Origin of the sequence: Paenibacillus sp. PSB04 (genome assembly GCF_025809195.1) — a bacterium.
Lineage (GTDB): Bacteria > Bacillota > Bacilli > Paenibacillales > Paenibacillaceae > Paenibacillus_AQ > Paenibacillus_AQ favisporus.
Map to the genome: position 1 here is coordinate 460759 of NZ_CP081301.1, position 19347 is coordinate 480105.

A 19347-nucleotide genomic window follows, 5' to 3' on the forward strand; every position below is an offset into this window, starting at 1 on the left:
CCTCATGCAGACGCAGCGGCGGCAAAGATCACATTTTTGACATGTTTTAAGAGATCAGAGAATACATAGAAGATAAGACAAGTACAATCAAGCCGAGGAAAGGAGCCGCCATGAAAAATGCCAAAGGCAACGGGCGGGTGACGCTCCTGGTCATGCGGGACGCCCAGCATTCCGTCAAACAGCTGCATCTCTCCAAGCCCTTGATGATGGCCGTCCCCGCCGTGGCCGTTCTGTCGCTGTCCGGACTCGTTCTTGCGCTGCAGGCCCACTCGTCCCAGGTGATCTCCCAGCTGGAGCAAAAGGTCACCGCCGAAAGCCTGAAGAACGTCCAGATGCAGCGGACGGTGAACAGCCGGGAGCAGTCCATCCAGCGCCTGCAGAACGAAATCGTCAACCTGTCGAGCCAAGCCAAAGATATGAAGCAGAGGATGGACCGCGTGGATGAACTGGAGAACCAGCTGCAGCAGTTCATTGACAAGCACGGGACCACCAGTATGGCCGAGCCTGCTTCCGGGGCCAAAGCGTCTTCCCTGTCCTGGGATGCCTCGCAGCATGTCGGTGGCGAATATATCGCTGTGCATGAGAACGATATGCTGGACCTGGCCCAGGAGACGAAAGATGACTTTCAGGAGATGCAGACGCTGCTGCGGTCCATGGAGAACCAAATCCCTTCGACCTTGAAAAAAGCGGAGGAAACGCAGGATCGGATCTCCGGGCAGCCCGACCTGTGGCCGACCGAGTCCCGGGTGACGACCTCAAGCTTCGGCTACCGGACGGACCCTTTTACCGGAAGGGCGTCCTTCCATGCGGGGATCGATATTGCCGGGGATAACGGAAGCCCCGTATATGCGGCGGGAGCGGGTACGATCGTGACGGCTGAGAACAGCGGCGGTGCGCGGGGACGGTATATCGTCATTGAGCATCCGAACGGCCTGCAAACCTGGTATATGCACCTCAGCAAAATCCAGGCCCATGTCGGCCAAACCGTCGACAAAGGCGAACAGATCGCCGAGCTCGGCTCGACCGGGCGAAGCACCGGCCCCCATCTTCATTTTCAGGTCGTGAAGAAGGATAAGCCTGTTAACCCGCTGCCTTATATTCAGTAGTAGAAAAACGTCTATCGACGTACCTTCAAAGAAGACAGACCGCGTTTAGCTGAAGTTTTTCTTGCGATTATAGAATGGTTCAGCTTCGCTGAATTTTATAAATTCTATAATCTTAAAAAGGAGGGATTTCAAACATGAGCAGATCCAAAGCGAGCCGGCACCAGAGCGCAACGGACACTTTGATCGGCAAAGGGACAGAAATCGAAGGGACGCTGGCCTGTGAGGCCAACCTGCGCATCGAAGGCAAATTTAACGGTGTTATTGAGAGCAAAGGCAGCGTCATTGTCGGGGAGCATGCGGTGGCCAGATCACACATTCATGCCAAAGAGGTCATCATTGCCGGAAAAGTGTACGGCGATGTGACAACGCTCGGCCGGCTGACCATCACGGCGACCGGGCAGATGTTCGGGGACGTGCTGGGGGCAACGTCGCTGGTCATTACCGAGGGCGGCATCCTCCACGGATCCAGCAAAATGGAGCTGAAGGACGCCCCGGAGGAAATGGCGCAGGAGACCGCCTCCACCCCGCGGTATTTGGAATCGGAAGCCGGCTGATGCGGCCCGAAGCTTCTGCTTTCTTATCTTTGCAAAAAACGCAGTCGCAAGTGAACGGATCACGTCCACATGCACTGCGTTTTTTGGCTTTTAAAATCGTGACAGGTCAGGCCGCGACGTCCCGTTTGCCGAACACGGTCCAGGCGATGACCAGAAACAAGACGTAGTAGATGGCCAGAATCAAAATCGAGAACCCAAGCGTCACACCCCCGGGTCCCACCGAAGAGGCCAGATACTGCGACAGGTCCATGTGCATAAACGGCAAAAATTTTGCCCAGCTGTAGCGCTCAGGGTTGAACAGCATATTAAAGATGCCCTTCGCAAACATGATGAACAAGGACAGCCCGATGGCGAGCCCGCTTGCCCGGAACACGGCAGAGAGCATGAAGGCCAGCGCCACGGTCATGAACAGGTCTACATAATCGCATAGCATAATCAGAAAGTAATGACGCGGCCCGATACGCTCGCCCATAAGAGAACCGCCTGCTCCTCCCGAGAAGAAGATTGCAGAGACCCCGTATGACACGACGATCAGCAGCACCGTGCACAGCAGGCTGAACAGCACTACGGCAATATATTTGGAGAGCAGAATCTTCGATCGGCTCCATGGGCGGATCAGCAGCAGCTTGATGGTCCCCCAGGAGAATTCACCTGCAACGGAATCCGACGCGACCACAACCGAAAATATGGTGCACAGAAAAAACGTAAACGCCCCGGTCTGAAGCACGCTTTCCCACAAGCTGATATTGCCCCCGCTATCTGCCAAGTGAAACAGGAGCGGCATCAGAATGTTGACGATGGCCAGGATCGACAGCATGATCCACGTCCGGGCTCTCCGGTATATCTTCATATTCTCGTTCTGCACGAGATGGATAAAGCTACCCAATCTGATCACTTCCCGTCATTTCCAAGAATTGGTCCTCCAGTGACCGGGTTACCTTCTGAATCCCGTACACCTTGAATCCGCTCTGGACGAGCCGGGCATTCGTGTCGGCAATGCCATTTCGGTCGAGCCGGACGATCAGCAGTCCATCGCGTACCGTACCGCCCCCAAGCAGCTCCTGCGCCTGCTCCGGACGGTCCAGCGCAAATGCCGTTTCCACGGTCGTCTCCTGCGCTCCCTCAACACCGGCCAGTGTGCGTACGTCAATCAACCGTCCGTTCTGGATGATCGCCACGGCGTCGCACATCAGCTCCATCTCGGACAGCAGATGGCTGGAGACGAATACCGTCGTCCCCTCTTCCCTGCACAGCCGGCGCAGGTAGTCCCTCAGCTCGCGGATTCCCTGCGGGTCCAGCCCGTTGGTGGGCTCGTCCAGGATCAGCAGCTTCGGACGGTGCAAAATCGCCTGAGCTACGCCCAGGCGCTGCCGCATGCCCAGTGAATACGTCCGCACCGGATCCTGAATCCGGTTGCTCAGCCCTACGAGCTGAACCACTTCCCGAATGCGCTCCTCGGTAATCCCTGACATCATCCGGGCAAAGTGCCGGAGGTTTTCATACCCCGTCAAAAACTTATACATTTCCGGGTTTTCCACGATCGCCCCCACGTGGACGATGGCCTGCTCAAAATGATCCTTGATGCTGTAACCGCAAATTTTAATATCTCCCTTGGTGATCTTGGTCAGCCCGACCATCATGCGGATAGTCGTCGTTTTTCCGGCCCCGTTCGGACCGAGAAAACCAAAGACCTGCCCGGGAGGGATGTCCAGCGTAACATCCTCAACCAATGTTTTGGATGAGACTTTCTTCGTGACACCTTCCAGCCGAACCACCGGTTCCTGCTGCATTTCTATCACCCCTTCTGCCCAAGTCTGGCCCCATTGTAGCATATTCGCCTTGCAGATGCCCATCATATGGGAAATCTGCCTCTGATTGTGTCTGCGAATAACATAGGGTACAGCAGCCCAGGGGAATCACTGTGCGGTAAAATCCCGTCCGGAACACAAGTGCCGTGTCCGACATAGGGATGACCTGCTCACATCGCAAGCAGAATACGGATAGCTGACTGTTCAAGAGAATCGACTTCCCTTCCATGAAGTGTGTCTTTGCGCTTAAAATTATGACCAACGACTTATTATAGATACATTCTGTAACATGCACACCAAGAAATCTACATGAATCTGCATCCTTTGTCAAGGAAACTGACGGTTTTCGTCGAAAAATAACCCCACAACGTGGGGCTTATGAATCAATCCGGGTTCAGAGATGCTGCAAAGGACGCCGGAAATGAAAAAGCAAGCGTGACATCAAGCCACGCCTGCCTCTTATTGTAAATGCTCTTTAATGACATTATGGATGCGCTGCCGCTCCTCATCGCTGACCATGTAATACCAAATTCCGTTGATCTTCTTGCCCTGGCCTTTGATCTCCACCTGCTCGATGGTCTTCAGGTCGGACCGGTAATCGGTCACGAAGGTCTTCATATTGTCGAAAGTGATGTCCGTCCTGACACTGTCGCCTACCTGGTTCAGTAGCGATTCGATTTTTACGACATTCGATATTTTGAGCGCATTATTGATCACCTGCTCCAATATTTCCCGCTGCCGTGCATTACGCCCCAAATCTCCACGCGGATCGTCATACCGCATCCGGGAGAAGGCCAGCGCCTCAGAGCCGTCCAGCTTCAAGTCGCCCTGTTTGAAATCGTATCCTTCATATTGAAAGGCAAACGGATTATTCACTTCCACCCCGCCGAGCAAATCAATGATTTTGGCGAAGCCCTCCATATTGACCTTGATGTAATAGTTGACCGGATAACCGAGGAAGTGCTCTACCGTCGCGACCGACATGTTTACGCCGCCAAAGGCGTAAGCATGGTTGATCTTGTCCGTCGTCCCGTGGCCGACGATTTCGGTTCTCGTGTCACGCGGGATGTTGAACATCAGGATACTCTGCTTGGCCGGATTTACCGTCAGCAGGATCATCGAGTCCGAGCGGCCCGGGTCGTCCTCTCGCTGATCCACACCCATGACCAGAACAGTAAACGGCTCCCTTTCATTCAGATGAACCGCTGGCGGGTTTTCGGCACTCTTGGACGTATCCGCCTGGCCGCCTGTCTTGCCATCCGAGCTGACGGTTACCGGTACAACGGACGGTTCCCGCTTTTCATATATTTCGTTAGCCGTCGCTTTGACCGAATTGTAAATATACAATCCGTATCCCGCGACACCGACCACCAGCACCGATACGACGGCGATGGTCGAAACGACCCATTTTTTCATGATGCCTCTGCCACCTTCCTAATGGACACAGCTGCGTCCTGCGCACTTGGACACGCAGCGATTAGTACGCATTATCCGCGCCGAACAGCACCTTGACCGTTTTACAAATAATGATCATATCCATCCATATCGACTGTTCGTTTATGTATTTGAGGTCCAGCTCGACCATTTCCTGAAATCCCACATGGTTCCTTCCGCTGACCTGCCACAAACCTGTACACCCCGGGACAACGAGCAGCCTCTGCATATCGTAGGAAGTATAGTCGCTTACCTCCCGCGGCAAAGGCGGTCTTGGCCCGACCAGGCTCATATTCCCTTTCAGCACATTCACAAGCTGGGGCAGCTCATCCATGCTCGTTTTACGGATGAACCGGCCGACCCGGGTGACCCGCGGATCGTTTTTCATTTTGAACATCGCTCCGGTCACATCGCTTTGCTGGATCAAATTGCCGAGCATCAGCTCGGCTCCGCTGACCATCGACCGGAATTTGTACATCTTAAATGGTGCCCCTCCACGTCCGACGCGGACCTGGGAGAAAAACACCGAGCCTTTTGGATCCTCCAGCTTGATAAGCAAGGCAACAGCTAGGAATACCGGACATAAAAAAATCAGCCCTATCAGCGATAAGCTAATATCCAGGGTTCGCTTGACCCAAAGGTACATCATCCTGTCTTTCCGGGGAGTGATCGGAAGGGGCTTGCCGACGTCCACCGTTTTGTTCAGCGGATTCATGCTGCTCATAATTGAACATCCTCGTCCCTTTGAAGCATCTGCATCAGGAAATCCAAGGTCAACGTACGTCCCATGACTGATCCATCCCCCGCTCTCAATATAAGTCCAACCGGACGATCTCATGACAGGCTTATACTTCAGCCTTTTTAAAGCAAAGCACTATGCAGCCCTTTGATAAATAGTGTAAAATGTCTGTATCCCATTACGAAAAAACGTAAGATTTTTATGCTTTGATATCAAAATGGTGTCCTGGGCCGGGGAAAGAATCGTGGTCACAGGGACTTTCATACGGTGTGGAGGCCGCTCGGCCGCCTCGTTGCGGGCGGTTGTGGTGTTTTGTCATGCGCTCCGGCTCCTGCTGCGGGGATTCAATACGAATGCCGTATTGGTGGGCCTTAAAGGAGATGCTGCTTTCTTTCCAAGCCACGGTGCCGTACACCTGACGGGCAGGGGCATTTGGAACGTGGATAATGAACCCCAGCCTGAGCTCGGGCACAACGGGGAGATCCAAGTCGCTGATGATTACCATTCGGCTTGGCTCGTATTCCCATAAGATGACAGGACGGGTCCGATGCAGAAAAACCGTCTGGTTCCCGACCTGATGGATATACATATACGTTTGAAGATGTATGCCATGTGCTGTTAACATATTCATCGGATTATTCCTGCCTCATGGTATGAAAATCGGGATAACGCCTTATACTGGCTAAGGGATACGATCCGTCTCAACAATTGATACAAATGGTATCATTTCCAATTTTCACTTTACGATACATTTTGTAACTAGTCAATACTTATTTCCTATATGAATCTATTTTTGCGACAATTTGTTTCTGATTTTATGTATTTTTTCAGGTATTCGGAGGAGGTTAATTCATGAATCATGGTAATCGCATCGCAGAATTGCGGGACCAACGCGGCTGGACCCAGGAGGAATTGGCCCAATCCATAGGCATTACGCGAGCCGCACTATCCCACTATGAAAAGAACCGCCGTAAACCTGATTTTGAGATTCTGACCAAACTGGCTGACAAATTTGACGTTTCCATCGATTATCTAATCGGCCGTACGAACCAGCCGAAGATTGTCATGGATCCGGAGGTCCGGGATTTTGTCGATCAACTGGAGCTTTCGGACGAGGACTTGCTGGAAAAGTTCAATTTGACGATTGACGGCCGCCGCTTGTCTGAGGAAGAAGCCAAACGTTTTATCGCTTTTGTGCGGATGGAACGGTCCATGAAATAATGAAAAACCTCAGCTTTCCTTGAACTTAGGAGGGCTGAGGTTTTTATAGGTTCGGTTACCGTAATTCGACGGGGTCCCCTTTTGGAGTATATGGAAGCCAACTGCTGCAGGGTGGCCTCCCTGTCTAAAATCGGAATGATAAAACGTTTTCTGTCCCTCCTTGTCGTTTTATGTGAACCCCCCGGACACGATCTGCGAAATTTCCGCTAATCCGTCCCCTTCTCCATCTTTTGAACAAAGCGCTTCCAGTTGTCAGGATGAATCCCGCATTGCTCCAACACTTTCATGATGTCTAATTGGGTTTGCTCCGGAAGTTCTTGGTTGGACCGGGCCTCGGCACCGAACTTTCTCTCATCTCTCATCGAAGATACCCTCGCTCCACTCAACATATTATCCAAAATGATTTCCACGGCTACTCTTTTGTTGACAAATACAACGTCTGTTCCAAGTATGAATGTCAAGAATCAGCCAAGTGACTAGGTCTTTTTTATTATATCCCAAGCCTCTTCTGGATGTTGTCGTCTAATGGGACAATTGCTTTTTGAAGCAGGTTCTATTTTTGTCGAAAAAAATGGGCATACGATTTATGTCTCCAATTGAAAACATTTCGTATGCCCTTTCCAGCAATTATTGCGCAAATATGAAAATTTCAACCTTGTTGATAGGAATTCTTTCTTTATAACATCCGGTTTGGAAGAATTAGTTGTTTCCCGCTCTCGCGAGCTCGCGCATGTTGGCTTCGAAGGCAGCCAGCAGGGCAGCTTCGCCGCTCAGTCCATTCTCCTGAACCTTGCGGATTTGCTGTGTCATCCGCTTGTAATCCTTCGGAATGACGCGGACAAATTGGCCGAGGCTGTTCTCCCAGTCTTCCAGCACACGCTCGCCGACAGCACTCTCCGTGTAGTTGACATGCTTCTCGATCATGCTCTTCAGTTCCTGGGCTTCCTCTGCATCTTCAACGCGCTCCAGAAGAATCATCTCCAGGTTGCAGCGGTCGATAAACGAACCCTGCGGATCATAGACGTAGGCAATGCCGCCCGACATACCGGCGCCAAAGTTACGTCCCGTTTCCCCAAGGATGACGACGCGGCCGCCTGTCATATATTCGCATCCGTGATCGCCAACGCCTTCAACGACGACATTCACGCCGGAGTTGCGGACCGCAAAGCGTTCGCCGGCGATGCCGCGGATGTACGCCTCGCCGCTTGTCGCGCCATAGAAAGCCGTGTTGCCGATAATGATGTTCTCTTCGGCCTTGAACGTCGATTTCGGCGACGGCTTCACGATCAGCTTCCCGCCGGACAACCCTTTGCCGGTGTAGTCATTCGCGTCGCCAACCACGGTCAGCGTGATGCCCTTCGGAACGAAGGCGCCCAAGCTCTGGCCGGCCGTTCCTGTAAAGGTCAGCGAAATCGTATCTTCCGGCAGGCCGGCTGCCCCGTACTTCCGCGTGACTTCGCTGCCGAGAATCGTGCCGACGGCGCGGTCTACGTTCGTGATCGAAAGCTCGCCGGTAACCGGCGTTCCATCTTCCAGCGCCGGTGCTGCCAGCTTCAACAGCTCGCGCATATCCAACGTCTCTTCGAGACCGTGGTTCTGGGTCTTCGTGCGGTAGCGCGTGCTTCCTTCCGGAAGCTCCGGTGTGTGCAGCAGAACGGACAGATCGATGCCTTGCTTCTTCCAATGTCCGTTCGCCTCTTCGGCATCCAGGCAGTCCGTGCGTCCGATCATCTCTTGGATCGTACGGAAGCCGAGCTCCGCCATAATTTCACGCATATCTTCAGCCACAAATCTCATGAAGTTAACGACATGCGCCGGATCGCCCATGAAGTTCTTGCGCAGTTCCGGATTCTGGGTAGCTACCCCCACCGGACAGGTGTCCATCTGGCAGACGCGCATCATGATACAGCCAAGTGCCACGAGCGGAGCCGTAGAGAAGCCATACTCTTCGGCACCCAGCAGCGCTGCGACGGCCAGATCGCGTCCGTTCAGCATTTTGCCGTCCGTTTCCAGGACGACGCGGTCGCGCAGATTATTCAGGATGAGCGTCTGGTGCGTTTCCGCAACCCCAAGCTCCCAAGGAAGACCCGCATGGCGGATGGAGCCCTGCGGCGATGCGCCGGTACCACCGTCATATCCGCTGACGAGGATAATGTCGGCACGGCCTTTGGCCACCCCGGCCGCGATCGTTCCGACGCCAACCTCGGACACGAGCTTCACGTTGATGTTCGCGCGCGGATTGGAGTTCTTCAGATCATAAATCAGCTCCGCCAAATCCTCGATCGAGTAAATGTCATGATGCGGCGGCGGAGAAATCAAACCTACGCCCGGCGTAGAACCGCGCACTTCGGCAACCCAAGGATATACTTTACGGCCCGGAAGCTGTCCGCCTTCGCCCGGCTTCGCTCCCTGCGCCATCTTGATTTGAATTTCGTCCGCGTTCACCAGGTAGTTCGACGTCACGCCGAACCGGCCGGACGCCACCTGCTTGATTGCGCTGCGGCGGGAATCGCCGTTTGCATCCGGAATATAGCGCGCCGGATCTTCGCCGCCCTCACCGGTGTTACTCTTGCCGCCGATGCGGTTCATTGCAATTGCGAGGCTTTCATGCGCTTCCTTACTGATGGAGCCGAAGGACATGGCACCGGTCTTGAAGCGTCTCATAATGGACTCGATCGGCTCGACTTCCTCGATCGGAACCGGAGCTCCTACCGGTTTCAGCTTCAGCAGCGAGCGGATCGTCAGATGCTTCTCGTTTTCACCCTGAACAAGCTTCGCGTACTTTTTGTACACCTGGTAATCGCCGGTGCGTACGGCCTGCTGAAGCAGATGGATCGTCTGCGGGTTGAACAGATGCTCTTCCCCGTCCTTGCGCCATTGATAGTCGCCGCCGGAATCGAGCACCTTGTCGCTTCCGTCCTTGTCGGTAAAGGCGCGGTTGTGATGGGCCAGCGCTTCGGCCGCCACTTCTTCCAAGCCGATGCCGCCGATGCGGGACGGCGTACGGGTAAAGTACTTCTCGACAAAATCCTCTTTCAGGCCGACGGCTTCAAAGATTTGCGCGCCGCGGTAGGATTGGATTGTCGAGATGCCCATTTTGGACAAAATTTTCACCACGCTCTTCGTCGCGGCTTTGATATAGTTTTTAACGGCTTTCTCGTGCGTCACGCCGCGCAGCAGCCCCTGCTGGATCATGTCGTCCAGCGTTTCGAACGCCAGGTAAGGGTTGACGGCACTCACGCCGTAACCGAGCAGCAGCGCGTAATGATGCACTTCACGAGGTTCGCCGGATTCGAGCAGAATGCTGACTTTCGTCCGCGTTCCTTGGCGGATCAAATGATGATGCAGGCAGGATACGGCAAGAAGCGCCGGAATCGCCGCATTTTCTTTGTCCACGCCGCGGTCGGACAGGATCAGGATGTTGTGGCCTTTCTTGATTACGCGGTCGGCCGCTTCGCACAATCCGTCAAGCGCCTTACGCAGGCCTTCCGCCCCCTCCTCTGCCGGGAAGAAGATCGGAATCGTCATCGACTTGAAGCCGGGACGGTGCACGTGGCGGATCTTCGCGAAATCCTCATTCGAGAGAACCGGCGTGTCCAGACGGATCTGGCGGCAGCTCTCAGGCTCCGGATGCAGCAGGTTGCGCTCCGGTCCGATCGTCGTTCCGGTCGCGGTGATAATCTCTTCGCGGATCGCGTCGATCGGCGGGTTGGTCACCTGCGCGAACATTTGTTTAAAGTAGTTGTACAGGCGCTGCGGCTTGTCGGACAGCACCGCCAGCGGCGCGTCGTAGCCCATCGAGGCTACCGCTTCCTGGCCGGTCGAAGCCATCGGCTCCAGCACCTTGCGCAGATCTTCGAACGTATAGCCGAAGGAGAGCTGCAGCTGCTGCACGTTGTCATGCTTCGGATTCGGCAGCTCCGGCGCGTCCGGAAGCTCATCCAGATTGACCAGATGCTCGTCGAGCCACTCGCGGTACGGCTGCTCGGCAGCGATCTGGGCTTTCACTTCCTCGTCGGAGATGATCCGTCCTTCCTTCGTATCTACGAGCAGCATTCTGCCCGGACGGAGACGGTCCTTGTACAGGACATCCTCAGCTGGAATGTCGAGCACGCCGGCTTCCGAAGAAAGAATAATCAGGTCGTCCTTCGTCACGTAATAACGGGACGGACGGAGTCCGTTCCGGTCAAGGATGGCGCCGATCTGCACGCCGTCGGTGAACGCCATAGCCGCTGGTCCGTCCCACGGTTCCATCAGGGTGCTGTGGTATTCGTAGAACGCTTTTTTCGTTTCGTCCATGCTTTCATGGTTGTTCCAAGGCTCTGGCACCATCATCATGGCGACGTGTGGCAGGGAACGTCCACTCAGGTACAGGAACTCAAACGTGTTATCGAACATGGCGGTATCCGAACCGTCCGGATTGATGACCGGCTTGACCTTCTCCAGGTCATCGCCAAAAATATCGCTCTTAAACAGCGACTGGCGCGCATGCATCCAGTTCACGTTGCCGCGGAGCGTGTTGATCTCCCCGTTGTGAATCATGAAGCGGTACGGGTGCGCCCGTTCCCAGCTCGGGAAGGTGTTCGTGCTGAAACGCGAGTGAACGAGGGCGATCGCTGTCTCTACCAGCTCGTTTCTCAGGTCCAGATAGAACTGCCCCACCTGATTGGTGGTCAGCATCCCTTTGTATACGATTTTCCGGCACGAAAGGCTGGAAATATAGAAGGAGTCCGCCTGCGGAGCGTCGCCATAACGGATGGCCAGCTCGGCGCGTCTGCGGATGATGTACAGCTTGCGCTCGAAGTCCATTTCGTCCTTCACATCGATGCTGCGTCCGATGAAAATCTGCCGTACGTACGGCTTGGCTTCCTTCGCGGATTTGCCCAGCATCTCGTCATAGGTCGGAACGTCGCGGAAGCCCAGGAACTGCTGCCCTTCTTCCCGGATGATTTCGACGAGCCGGCTCTCATGAGCCTCCCGAACGGCTTCGTCGTGGGAAAGGAACAGCATGCCTACGCCGTATTGCCCCGGTTCAGGCAGCTCAAAGCCGATCCGGGCCGCTTCTTCCGCAAAGAAGCGGTGAGGAATTTGCAGCATGATCCCGGCGCCGTCACCGGAATTGGGCTCGCTGCCCTGTCCGCCGCGGTGCTCCATATTCTCGAGCATCGTCAGAGCCTGGCCTACGATCTCATGGGAAGCCCGGCCTTTGATATGAGCGACGAAGCCCATGCCGCAGGCGTCTTTTTCAAACTGCGGATCATAAAGTCCCTGCTTAGGGGGAAGTACCGTATGTCTCATGGAAAGCAACCTTTCTATCTTCAGAATAAATAAATGCAAGTAAATCCAGATACATCAAAATAAACCAGTACGAAGACGACATTGGCTACAAGAATAATACTTCATGCTCACTAGGGGAATGGGGTATGCGACAACGGCGGAAATCCTCGTTGCATGGGGGAATGGTTTTCTTTTTGTTATAAAACGTCGATAATTATTCAAAATGAATTGGTTATATTATTTTAACACCCACTAAACCTCTGCGCAATTTAAACTTTTTATGAATGTGATAAGAAATGTTTTGCAGTGAAGCATTAAAGCGGCATGTTGTAATTAACCTGAAAAGCGTATGATTATTCATTTCAACCAGGTTTTTTCCAATATACAGAAAAACAGCCTCCCCCAACTTAAGAGGGAAGCTGTTTGCCGGCGATGCCAATGGTGCCCTTGTGCTTCATGTCGCCGTTTTCGTGGAAATAATTGCTGTACAAAAACTGCAGCCGGCTGACCCAGCGCATTTCGCTGTTCATCGCGCGCAGCATCAGCTTCTGGACCTTCGGGTCCGTCGCCGTCAGCATCAGGTCCGAATAATTCCACGCGGCTTCGAGTGCGTCATCGACGGTCGTTTTCAGTCCGGTTACATACGCCCTCGGCGTTTCAACCTTGCTGAAGACCGGGTAGCAGCCGGTATGCTCATAATAGATACGGGTCAGCTCGGCGAGACGGCCCTGCCGCTCCTCTTCGACCACGCGGCTGAAATAGATCCGGTGGTCCGGGGGAGCCAGCTCCTGAAGCCTTCGTCCCTTACGGATCGCTTCGTACTCGCCCTGTATGGCTTTCTGCAGCTCGCCGGCCGGCAAATACCCGTTATGTTCACTAGTTCGGTAAAACAATCAACCCCCGCCTTTCCGATAGGCTAATGTTACGATACTGTATGCCCGGATACGGCGGGGGGTGCCATTTGTCAAAGCCACCGCTTCATCAGCGGTCAGATCTCTATGCTCTCTCCCGGCTTGAGCGCGTGTCCTTCAATGCCTTCCTGATGAAGACGGTCGCAGAAGAGCGTACTGTTCTGGTTAATGGCAGGGAAAGTGTTGTAATGCACCGGAATGACGCGGTCCGCCCGCAGCCATTTGGCCGCCAGCAGCGCATCGTCCGGTCCCATCGTCAGCACGTCGCCGATCGGCAGCGCGGCAGCATCGATCTGATTCATTTCACCGATAAGCCGCATGTCGCCGAACAGCGCCGTATCTCCCGCATGGAAGAACGTTTTGCCGCCCATGGTCAGCAGTATGCCCGCCGGTTCTCCGGCATAGATCAGCGCGTCGCCGTCCTGAACCGCAGAGCTGTGGAAAGCCAGCGTATATTTGACCTTGAATCCGTCAAACTGCTGCTGCCCCCGATGTTCATGGCAAAGGTTTTCGCACCCTTCTTGCGGCAGAACTCCGCCAGCTCGAACACGGCGACAATCGGACAATCATTCGCTTTGGCAATCTCCAGCGCATCGCCAAAGTGGTCGGAGTGCCCATGGGTGAGCAGTACCGCATCCACACGGATATCCGCAGGCGCAATACCCGATGCCGGATTACCCGAGAGAAACGGATCGATGATCACGCTCCGGCCGCCTTCCTCCACCACCACACAGGAATGACCATAATACGTAATTTTCATATGAACGCCACCTCCTCATTATCCTTTACCCATAAACATTTTAAACTTACGGGATTTATTTGTAAAAGGAGTGGTTGCCGATCGTCTTGGCCAAGGTCCGTGTATGGTGAACCGTCAGGTCGTCGGCCAGCTTCAGCGACAGAAAATAATACGTATCATCCGAGACTTCCTTGCGTCCGTTAAGCGCCTCATTGACGGCATGAATCGAATCCTCGTTCGGCTTCACACGGTCAAAACGGCCGTTCGCCACAGGACTGAACTGATATCTCTGGTAAATGACTTTTCTAATCGTATCGGGAAAATTGGCTGACCGCAGCCGGTTCAAGACAACATTGGCCACAGCCACTTTGCCTTTGTACGGTTCGCCTTCGGCTTCTGCCATCACGATTCTACGGAGCAGAAGCACGTCCTCAGCGGTTACCTTGTACTGTTTGGTCGCTTCCGACTTCTGGGAAGGACTGAGCAGTTTGGTCCGGCTGAAGAATAACGTGGTGGGGGGATTCAGTTTTGGATCCAGCTTCGGCTTGGCTGCAACAGCTACAGCTTTCTTCGCCTTAGGCTTCGCTTGCACAGCTTGGGCCTTTTTGGCGGGCGCCGGTGTTTGTGCTGAAATCCCTTCAACAAAAAGGGGATGATGCTTAACATTCCATTTTTTCAATAAATTTACATTCAAAAGCTGCACGGAGTTTTCCGCGGTTAACGGGTGATTTGCCCCCTGTATGGATAAATGCTGCGGGCTTGCGCCTGCTTTATCGTTCTTGCTGTATGTTACGGCCCCCAGTTGATTCGTGCTGTCGTTATACTGCATTTTATGCATCTGCTCGTTTTGCAGCAGCATGCAAATTGCAGAGAAACACACCAGAAGCACACCGATCAGCAGTGCCATCCAGCGGTTTTGACGTAATGTGTACATGTTTCTCCTCCTATATTTCCGGCACATTCCCTCTTTAAGTAACCAAAAATACAGGTTTTGAATAACCTTTGGAAACATTTTCAGTCAATTGCTGTATCCGAGATCGTACAATAACTGACAAACAGGACAGTCTTTACAACACATGTTGCTTAGGAACGGCACAAATTTACTTCACAGGATACGGCAACAAAGGGAACTCGATATTCGATCATGTGCGGAAAAATATATTCGATTTCTATTGCTATTTATTTCCAATCTACGAATCTTTCATTTGAACGGCCTCTAGTATCTCATACATTGGCTTTTCGTGCAAATGCGTGGAAAAAAGTACAAATTCATCGACCTCCCAAATCAGAGGCTGATTTTTTCCTTCAGGACCGGATTTTTCCACTGCCAAAGACGGTAAATTGGAGCCTGCAAAAGGCGATTTTCCCGCGTATTTACGGGCAATCGTGACATGGGGACGGTAAGGTCTCGCCTCTTTTACGAACCCCAGTTCCCCCATCTCGGAAGTGACCGCTTCATAGAGCTTGTCCAGGCCGCCGGATTGGTCAATTACTCCAGCCCATAACACCCGGGGAGACTCCGCTGACCCGAAGGTGCCGAACGCTCCAAATTCCAGTTGAAATGGGTTGATTTTCAAGGAAGCCCTTTTTAAGGCAGCCGTGATTTCCGGCACTCTTCCAGCCTCAGCGTCTCCCAGAAATTGGACGGTAATATGGTAATCCTCCCGGTGCGTCCATTTTTTAAAAGCGAGCTCCTTCTCGTTCCGGTGCCTCCATTCTTCCAGTAATGATCGGATCGATTCCGGTATCCGGACCGCAATGAATAGCCTTAAAGGCTTATCTTGAACTTGTTTCTCTTTCATTTCCATGCAAATACTTCTCCTTTCTTCCCCTTTGCGCCGCATAAAATGATCCTGTAAAAATTGGTACCGAAGGTATAATTCGCATGAATTCCTTCATTAATATAGTTTCACCTTTCGGGCCCATTGTCATGCAGCAGAGTTACGCAAAAGCATACTCTTAGGAGGGCGTTTACTTGACCGCTGCTCCCTTTCATTCGCTTGGCCTCGGGGGCCCCTGTTGTATATCGTTTCAAATCTGTTATCCTGAATATATTCATAATATATAGACTGAACTAAAGATTTGCATTAAGCTTCCTGTTATAGCAGCCCCATACGGCCTGTAACATGTTATTAGTTCATTCTATTTAGAGTAGCAGAAACATCACATCAAGGGTACATACATGAAGGAGGCTGAAACGGTATGAAGCAAATTGTTTGTCTGCATTCCCTGACTCCGGAGCAGACCCAATTGATTGAACAAGCCGCTCCCGGCTATAAGCTGACCGTCGTCAAAAGCACCGATGCGGATCCCGCACTCGTGAACGAAGCGGAAATATTGGTTGGCTGGTCCAGGCAAATTGCCGATCAGGTGCTGAATCAAGACAGCAGGCTGAAATGGCTGCAGACCTGGTCGGCCGGCGTGGACACGCTTCCGCTGGACAAGCTCGAACAGAAAGGCGTGCTGCTGACGAATTCCAGCGGCGTCCATGCGATTCCGATCTCGGAGACGATCCTCGGCATGATGCTCTCCTTCTCGCGCCAGCTGCACGTCTCGGTCCGCAATCAGCTCAAGCACAGCTGGGAGACGAAACTGGCCGCGCCGGGACGGGACACCTTGTCCGAGCTGCATGGCCGAACGGCCGTCATCGTCGGCGTCGGCGAGATCGGCAGCGAGACAGCTCGCCTGGCCAAGGCGTTCGGGATGCGCACCGTCGGCGTCCGCCGTTCCGGCAAAGCCGATCCACACGTGGACGAGATGTTCACCATGGACGGGCTCCACAAGGCGCTGAGCCAAGGCGATTACATCATCAGCGTGCTGCCGCTTACCGATGAGACGCATCACCTGCTGAACGCCGCTGCCTGGGCGGCGGCCAAGCCGGGCGCCTGCTTCATCAATGCGGGCCGCGGGCCGACGGTGGATACGGCATCCCTGCTGGGTGCGCTCCGCAGCGGGCAGATCAGCTGCGCCGGGCTCGACGTGTTTGAGAAGGAGCCGCTCCCTGAGGACCACCCGTTGTGGGACATGGAGCAGGTTATCATTACACCGCATGTTTCCGGAAGCACCGACCGGTATACCGAGCGGGTCATCGATATTTTTGTCGAAAACCTGAAGGCCTACGTGCAGGGAAAAGAGCTTCCGCGTAATCTCGTCAATTATGAGCGTGCTTATTAATACGGACATCTCTCAGCAGCTGTCCCCCGCAAGGCGGAGTTTTGCCTCCGAAATTTTCCGGATGCTATGCGAGCGTCCTGATATATTCGGAGCATGAAAAAAGGCTGTCCCGCGTTACCGGTCGATTCAGACCGGATCGTGAGACAGCCTTTTTGGGCTTGATACCCGTGATGAGCACTGAGATGATTGACTTGACTTCAACTCATGACGGTAATCTTCTTCTATTAAAATGAGAAACTTCTACTTAAAGTGATGAGAGACTTCTATTTATTAAGATGAGGAACTTTCTTCTATTATATAGTAGAAAGTAATCGCATGCCGGATTGCTAATCCGCCTCCGTCACCCGCAAAGCCAGACGTTCCGGACAAAGCCGCCCTTCCATACCCGGGCGATGTCCAGAATGGCAAAGCCCGCCTGCTGAATCGATTCCGCCGCTTCCTCCGTCGATACAATAACAGCCCGCTTCGCCATACGGCGCAGGCTCTGCAGCATAACGAGCCGCTGATCCGTGCTGAGCACCGAGCACAGGTTGTACGGCATGTCCAGGACAGCCGCATCGAAGCGATCCGTCACTTGCGTCATATCGCCGAGCGTCACCACCTCCGGATAGCCGAAGTGCTTCAGGTTGGCCCGGGCCCCCCGGATGGCCAGCGGATTGATGTCCCAGCCCCGTATGTCGATGCCCATCGACAGGGCTTCGATCAGCACGTTCCCCATGCCGCAGCAGGGATCGGCGGCCCGGACACCCGCAGGCTCCGGCACAAGGATGTTCACAAGCGAACGGGCGGTCGTAACGCTGAGCCCGGTGGAATAATTGTGCGGCTTGTCCTTGTGCAGCCGCCAAGCGCGTTCGGGATGCCGGCACCATCCGAGCAACCACTGTCCCTCGGCGGACAGGAGGCCGAACTGCACGTCCGGATGCTTCATCTCCGCCTTCCCCCGGATGCTGCTGCCGACACGGCGCTCAAGCATCCGCTGGTCCTCGTAGGAGCAGGGATCGCCGGATTTGACGTAGGTTACCTTGAATGTGGCGTCCCCAAGCTCTAACTCCGAAGCCTGACGGGCAATTTCTTCGATCGAGTCGCCCTGCATCAGCACGTCCAGACGCATCGACACATACGGACTGCGGTCCGGGTCAAGCAACCGGGAGCTGCGCAGCATGAAGCCCCTCCCTTTCAAGGGTTTCGCCTGCCCGAGCAGAGCATTCAGCTCCATCCGGCACAGCTCCGTTTCCGACTCGTGGCTAGCGTACAAATAAATAAACTCCGATGGTTCGGATGTCAATTCCATAGTTCCTCCGTTCGTTCTTCCTATCTTCAGGCTCCATTGCGATCTAACCGTTCAGCACCGTCACTATTCTACATTCCCAAATTCCCATTCCCAATCAAGAACCGCGTGTGCAGAATGGCAGGCGAACTTGCCTGGCTCCCTTTTATAAGCACACCGACGCCAGCAGCCGGTAAGATTCCAGCCGCTCGGCATAACTCATTACCGGCGTGGTGACCAGGAACTCATCGCACCCGAAGGAATCCGCCAGCTCCAGCAGCTTCGACTTCACCTGCTTCGGCGACCCGGTGATCAGCCGGGTCGCCTGCGGCTGCGGCTCGCTGGCCTCAGCTCCCGGCCGCTCGACTTCCGGCAGGGCTGACCGGCGGGACAGCGCCAGTGCCTCCTGCTCGGTCGCGGCGCAAATGACGCCGATGGCCGCGATGCTTCTCGGCCGCTCCAGCAGCGCCGACGGCTTGAAGCCCTCCCTGTAAGCCGCCAGCACCTCGGCGCCGTCGCGGTCGCTCATGAACTGGCCGAACACGTAGCCCGTGCCGTTCTCCGCCGCGAAGCCGGCACTTTTGTTGTTCGTCCCGAGCATCCACAGCTCCGGCTGGATCCGCGGGACGGGCTTGGCCGCGACCGGCACGTCCTCGTACGCGTAGCGGTCCTCCAGCAGCTCGATCAGCGAGCGGACGCGGACCGGCATCTCGGCCACATGCTGCAAATAATTGCCGCTCAGCGCCATCGAGGCATGCGCCGAGCCGCCGGGAGCCCGGCCGATGCCAAGATCGACGCGGCCGGGATAAAGCGCAGCCAGCATGCGAAAGTTCTCCGCGACCTTCAGCGGGCTGTAATGCGGCAGCAGGACCGCTCCCGACCCGATGCGAATCCGCTCGGTCCGGGCTCCGATATGCGCCAGCAGCACTTCCGGTGCGGCGCAGGACAGGTTCACCAGGTCGTGGTGCTCCGCCGCCCAATACCGGGTGTAACCCCATTGTTCTGCATGGCGGGCCAAGCTGGCCGCTTCCTGCAGTGCTTCCTCAAAGGACGCCTCTCCTATTTTTGGTACAAGATCCAGCACGCTAAGTTTAAGAGCGCCCATCCGGTCTTTCCT

The 19347-nt window shown here is 54.3% G+C and carries 16 protein-coding genes and 1 pseudogene; 4 read left to right on the plus strand and 13 right to left on the minus strand.

The features are described 5' to 3' along the window. Positions 1-110 precede the first annotated feature (110 nt). Entirely contained in the window at positions 111-1106 is a 996-nt protein-coding gene (locus K2F33_RS02390) for a M23 family metallopeptidase (RefSeq protein ID WP_263880919.1), read from the plus strand. 134 nt (positions 1107-1240) lie between these two features. After that, positions 1241-1660 (plus strand): bactofilin family protein, encoded by a 420-nt coding sequence (locus tag K2F33_RS02395; RefSeq protein WP_089549924.1) that lies wholly within the window; start codon positions 1241-1243, stop codon positions 1658-1660. Between the two features lie 106 nt (positions 1661-1766). Here the strand turns inward: K2F33_RS02395 and K2F33_RS02400 are convergent, their stop codons facing one another. The 5 genes from K2F33_RS02400 to K2F33_RS02420 all read right to left on the minus strand — a co-directional run bounded on the left by K2F33_RS02400 (position 1767) and on the right by K2F33_RS02420 (position 6272). After that, complete coding sequence (locus tag K2F33_RS02400) at positions 1767-2546, minus strand: ABC transporter permease (RefSeq protein ID WP_145947284.1); 780 nt, start codon at positions 2544-2546, stop codon at positions 1767-1769. Then, positions 2539-3450 (minus strand): ABC transporter ATP-binding protein, encoded by a 912-nt coding sequence (locus tag K2F33_RS02405; protein ID WP_076175027.1) that lies wholly within the window; start codon positions 3448-3450, stop codon positions 2539-2541. The genes K2F33_RS02400 and K2F33_RS02405 overlap by 8 nt, the downstream gene beginning before the upstream one ends. 477 nt (positions 3451-3927) lie before the next feature. Continuing rightward, a complete protein-coding gene (locus K2F33_RS02410; RefSeq protein WP_076175029.1) occupies positions 3928-4884 on the minus strand; it encodes an LCP family glycopolymer transferase in 957 nt (318 codons plus the stop codon). Between the two features lie 61 nt (positions 4885-4945). Then, entirely contained in the window at positions 4946-5617 is a 672-nt protein-coding gene (locus K2F33_RS02415) for a sugar transferase (protein WP_263882277.1), read from the minus strand. Positions 5618-5840: 223 nt separating this feature from the next. Next, the gene (locus tag K2F33_RS02420; RefSeq protein ID WP_076175032.1) at positions 5841-6272 is read right to left on the minus strand and encodes a hypothetical protein; all 432 of its coding nucleotides are present in this window, start codon (positions 6270-6272) and stop codon (positions 5841-5843) included. Positions 6273-6493: 221 nt separating this feature from the next. On the opposite strand from K2F33_RS02420, the gene K2F33_RS02425 reads away from it, so the two are divergent. Next, positions 6494-6862 (plus strand): helix-turn-helix domain-containing protein, encoded by a 369-nt coding sequence (locus tag K2F33_RS02425; protein ID WP_076175034.1) that lies wholly within the window; start codon positions 6494-6496, stop codon positions 6860-6862. A gap of 206 nt (positions 6863-7068) precedes the next feature. Here the strand turns inward: K2F33_RS02425 and K2F33_RS02430 are convergent, their stop codons facing one another. From K2F33_RS02430 to thpR, 6 genes and pseudogenes are all read right to left on the minus strand, one after another. Next, positions 7069-7224 carry a hypothetical protein gene (locus K2F33_RS02430; protein WP_163882458.1) on the minus strand — a complete coding sequence of 52 codons (156 nt, stop codon included), beginning with the start codon at positions 7222-7224 and terminating at the stop codon, positions 7069-7071. Between the two features lie 337 nt (positions 7225-7561). Next, positions 7562-12160: a glutamate synthase large subunit gene (gene gltB, locus K2F33_RS02435; protein WP_089549923.1), complete on the minus strand. Its 4599-nt coding sequence runs from the start codon at positions 12158-12160 to the stop codon at positions 7562-7564. Positions 12161-12546: 386 nt separating this feature from the next. Then, positions 12547-13032 (minus strand): ferritin-like domain-containing protein, encoded by a 486-nt coding sequence (locus K2F33_RS02440; RefSeq protein ID WP_263880920.1) that lies wholly within the window; start codon positions 13030-13032, stop codon positions 12547-12549. A 95-nt stretch (positions 13033-13127) separates the two neighbouring features. Continuing rightward, a pseudogene (locus tag K2F33_RS02445) lies at positions 13128-13810 on the minus strand (metal-dependent hydrolase). Positions 13811-13865: 55 nt separating this feature from the next. Then, complete coding sequence (locus tag K2F33_RS02450; RefSeq protein WP_263880921.1) at positions 13866-14723, minus strand: cell wall hydrolase; 858 nt, start codon at positions 14721-14723, stop codon at positions 13866-13868. Between the two features lie 256 nt (positions 14724-14979). Then, positions 14980-15597 (minus strand): RNA 2',3'-cyclic phosphodiesterase, encoded by a 618-nt coding sequence (gene thpR, locus K2F33_RS02455; RefSeq protein WP_263880922.1) that lies wholly within the window; start codon positions 15595-15597, stop codon positions 14980-14982. A gap of 394 nt (positions 15598-15991) precedes the next feature. Here thpR and K2F33_RS02460 point away from each other — a divergent pair, with 394 nt between their 5' ends. Then, positions 15992-16963: a D-2-hydroxyacid dehydrogenase gene (locus tag K2F33_RS02460; RefSeq protein WP_263880923.1), complete on the plus strand. Its 972-nt coding sequence runs from the start codon at positions 15992-15994 to the stop codon at positions 16961-16963. Between the two features lie 340 nt (positions 16964-17303). On the opposite strand, the gene K2F33_RS02465 is transcribed toward K2F33_RS02460, so the two are convergent. Then, the gene (locus tag K2F33_RS02465) at positions 17304-18254 is read right to left on the minus strand and encodes a TRM11 family SAM-dependent methyltransferase (protein WP_263880924.1); all 951 of its coding nucleotides are present in this window, start codon (positions 18252-18254) and stop codon (positions 17304-17306) included. Positions 18255-18396: 142 nt separating this feature from the next. Beyond that, complete coding sequence (locus tag K2F33_RS02470; RefSeq protein ID WP_263880925.1) at positions 18397-19335, minus strand: LLM class flavin-dependent oxidoreductase; 939 nt, start codon at positions 19333-19335, stop codon at positions 18397-18399. Positions 19336-19347 lie beyond the last annotated feature (12 nt).

Excerpts from the sequence above, each read along its gene's own strand:
- K2F33_RS02390 (WP_263880919.1), top strand. The coding sequence starts at position 111 with ATGAAAAATGCCAAAGGCAACGGGCGGGTGACGCTCCTGGTCATGCGG.
- K2F33_RS02395 (WP_089549924.1), top strand. The coding sequence starts at position 1,241 with ATGAGCAGATCCAAAGCGAGCCGGCACCAGAGCGCAACGGACACTTTG.
- K2F33_RS02405 (WP_076175027.1), bottom strand. The coding sequence starts at position 3,450 with ATGCAGCAGGAACCGGTGGTTCGGCTGGAAGGTGTCACGAAGAAAGTC.
- K2F33_RS02410 (WP_076175029.1), bottom strand. The coding sequence starts at position 4,884 with ATGAAAAAATGGGTCGTTTCGACCATCGCCGTCGTATCGGTGCTGGTG.
- K2F33_RS02415 (WP_263882277.1), bottom strand. The coding sequence starts at position 5,617 with ATGAATCCGCTGAACAAAACGGTGGACGTCGGCAAGCCCCTTCCGATC.
- K2F33_RS02420 (WP_076175032.1), bottom strand. The coding sequence starts at position 6,272 with ATGAATATGTTAACAGCACATGGCATACATCTTCAAACGTATATGTAT.
- K2F33_RS02425 (WP_076175034.1), top strand. The coding sequence starts at position 6,494 with ATGAATCATGGTAATCGCATCGCAGAATTGCGGGACCAACGCGGCTGG.
- K2F33_RS02430 (WP_163882458.1), bottom strand. The coding sequence starts at position 7,224 with ATGAGAGATGAGAGAAAGTTCGGTGCCGAGGCCCGGTCCAACCAAGAA.
- gltB (WP_089549923.1), bottom strand. The coding sequence starts at position 12,160 with ATGAGACATACGGTACTTCCCCCTAAGCAGGGACTTTATGATCCGCAG.
- K2F33_RS02450 (WP_263880921.1), bottom strand. The coding sequence starts at position 14,723 with ATGTACACATTACGTCAAAACCGCTGGATGGCACTGCTGATCGGTGTG.
- thpR (WP_263880922.1), bottom strand. The coding sequence starts at position 15,597 with ATGGAAATGAAAGAGAAACAAGTTCAAGATAAGCCTTTAAGGCTATTC.
- K2F33_RS02460 (WP_263880923.1), top strand. The coding sequence starts at position 15,992 with ATGAAGCAAATTGTTTGTCTGCATTCCCTGACTCCGGAGCAGACCCAA.
- K2F33_RS02465 (WP_263880924.1), bottom strand. The coding sequence starts at position 18,254 with ATGGAATTGACATCCGAACCATCGGAGTTTATTTATTTGTACGCTAGC.
- K2F33_RS02470 (WP_263880925.1), bottom strand. The coding sequence starts at position 19,335 with ATGGGCGCTCTTAAACTTAGCGTGCTGGATCTTGTACCAAAAATAGGA.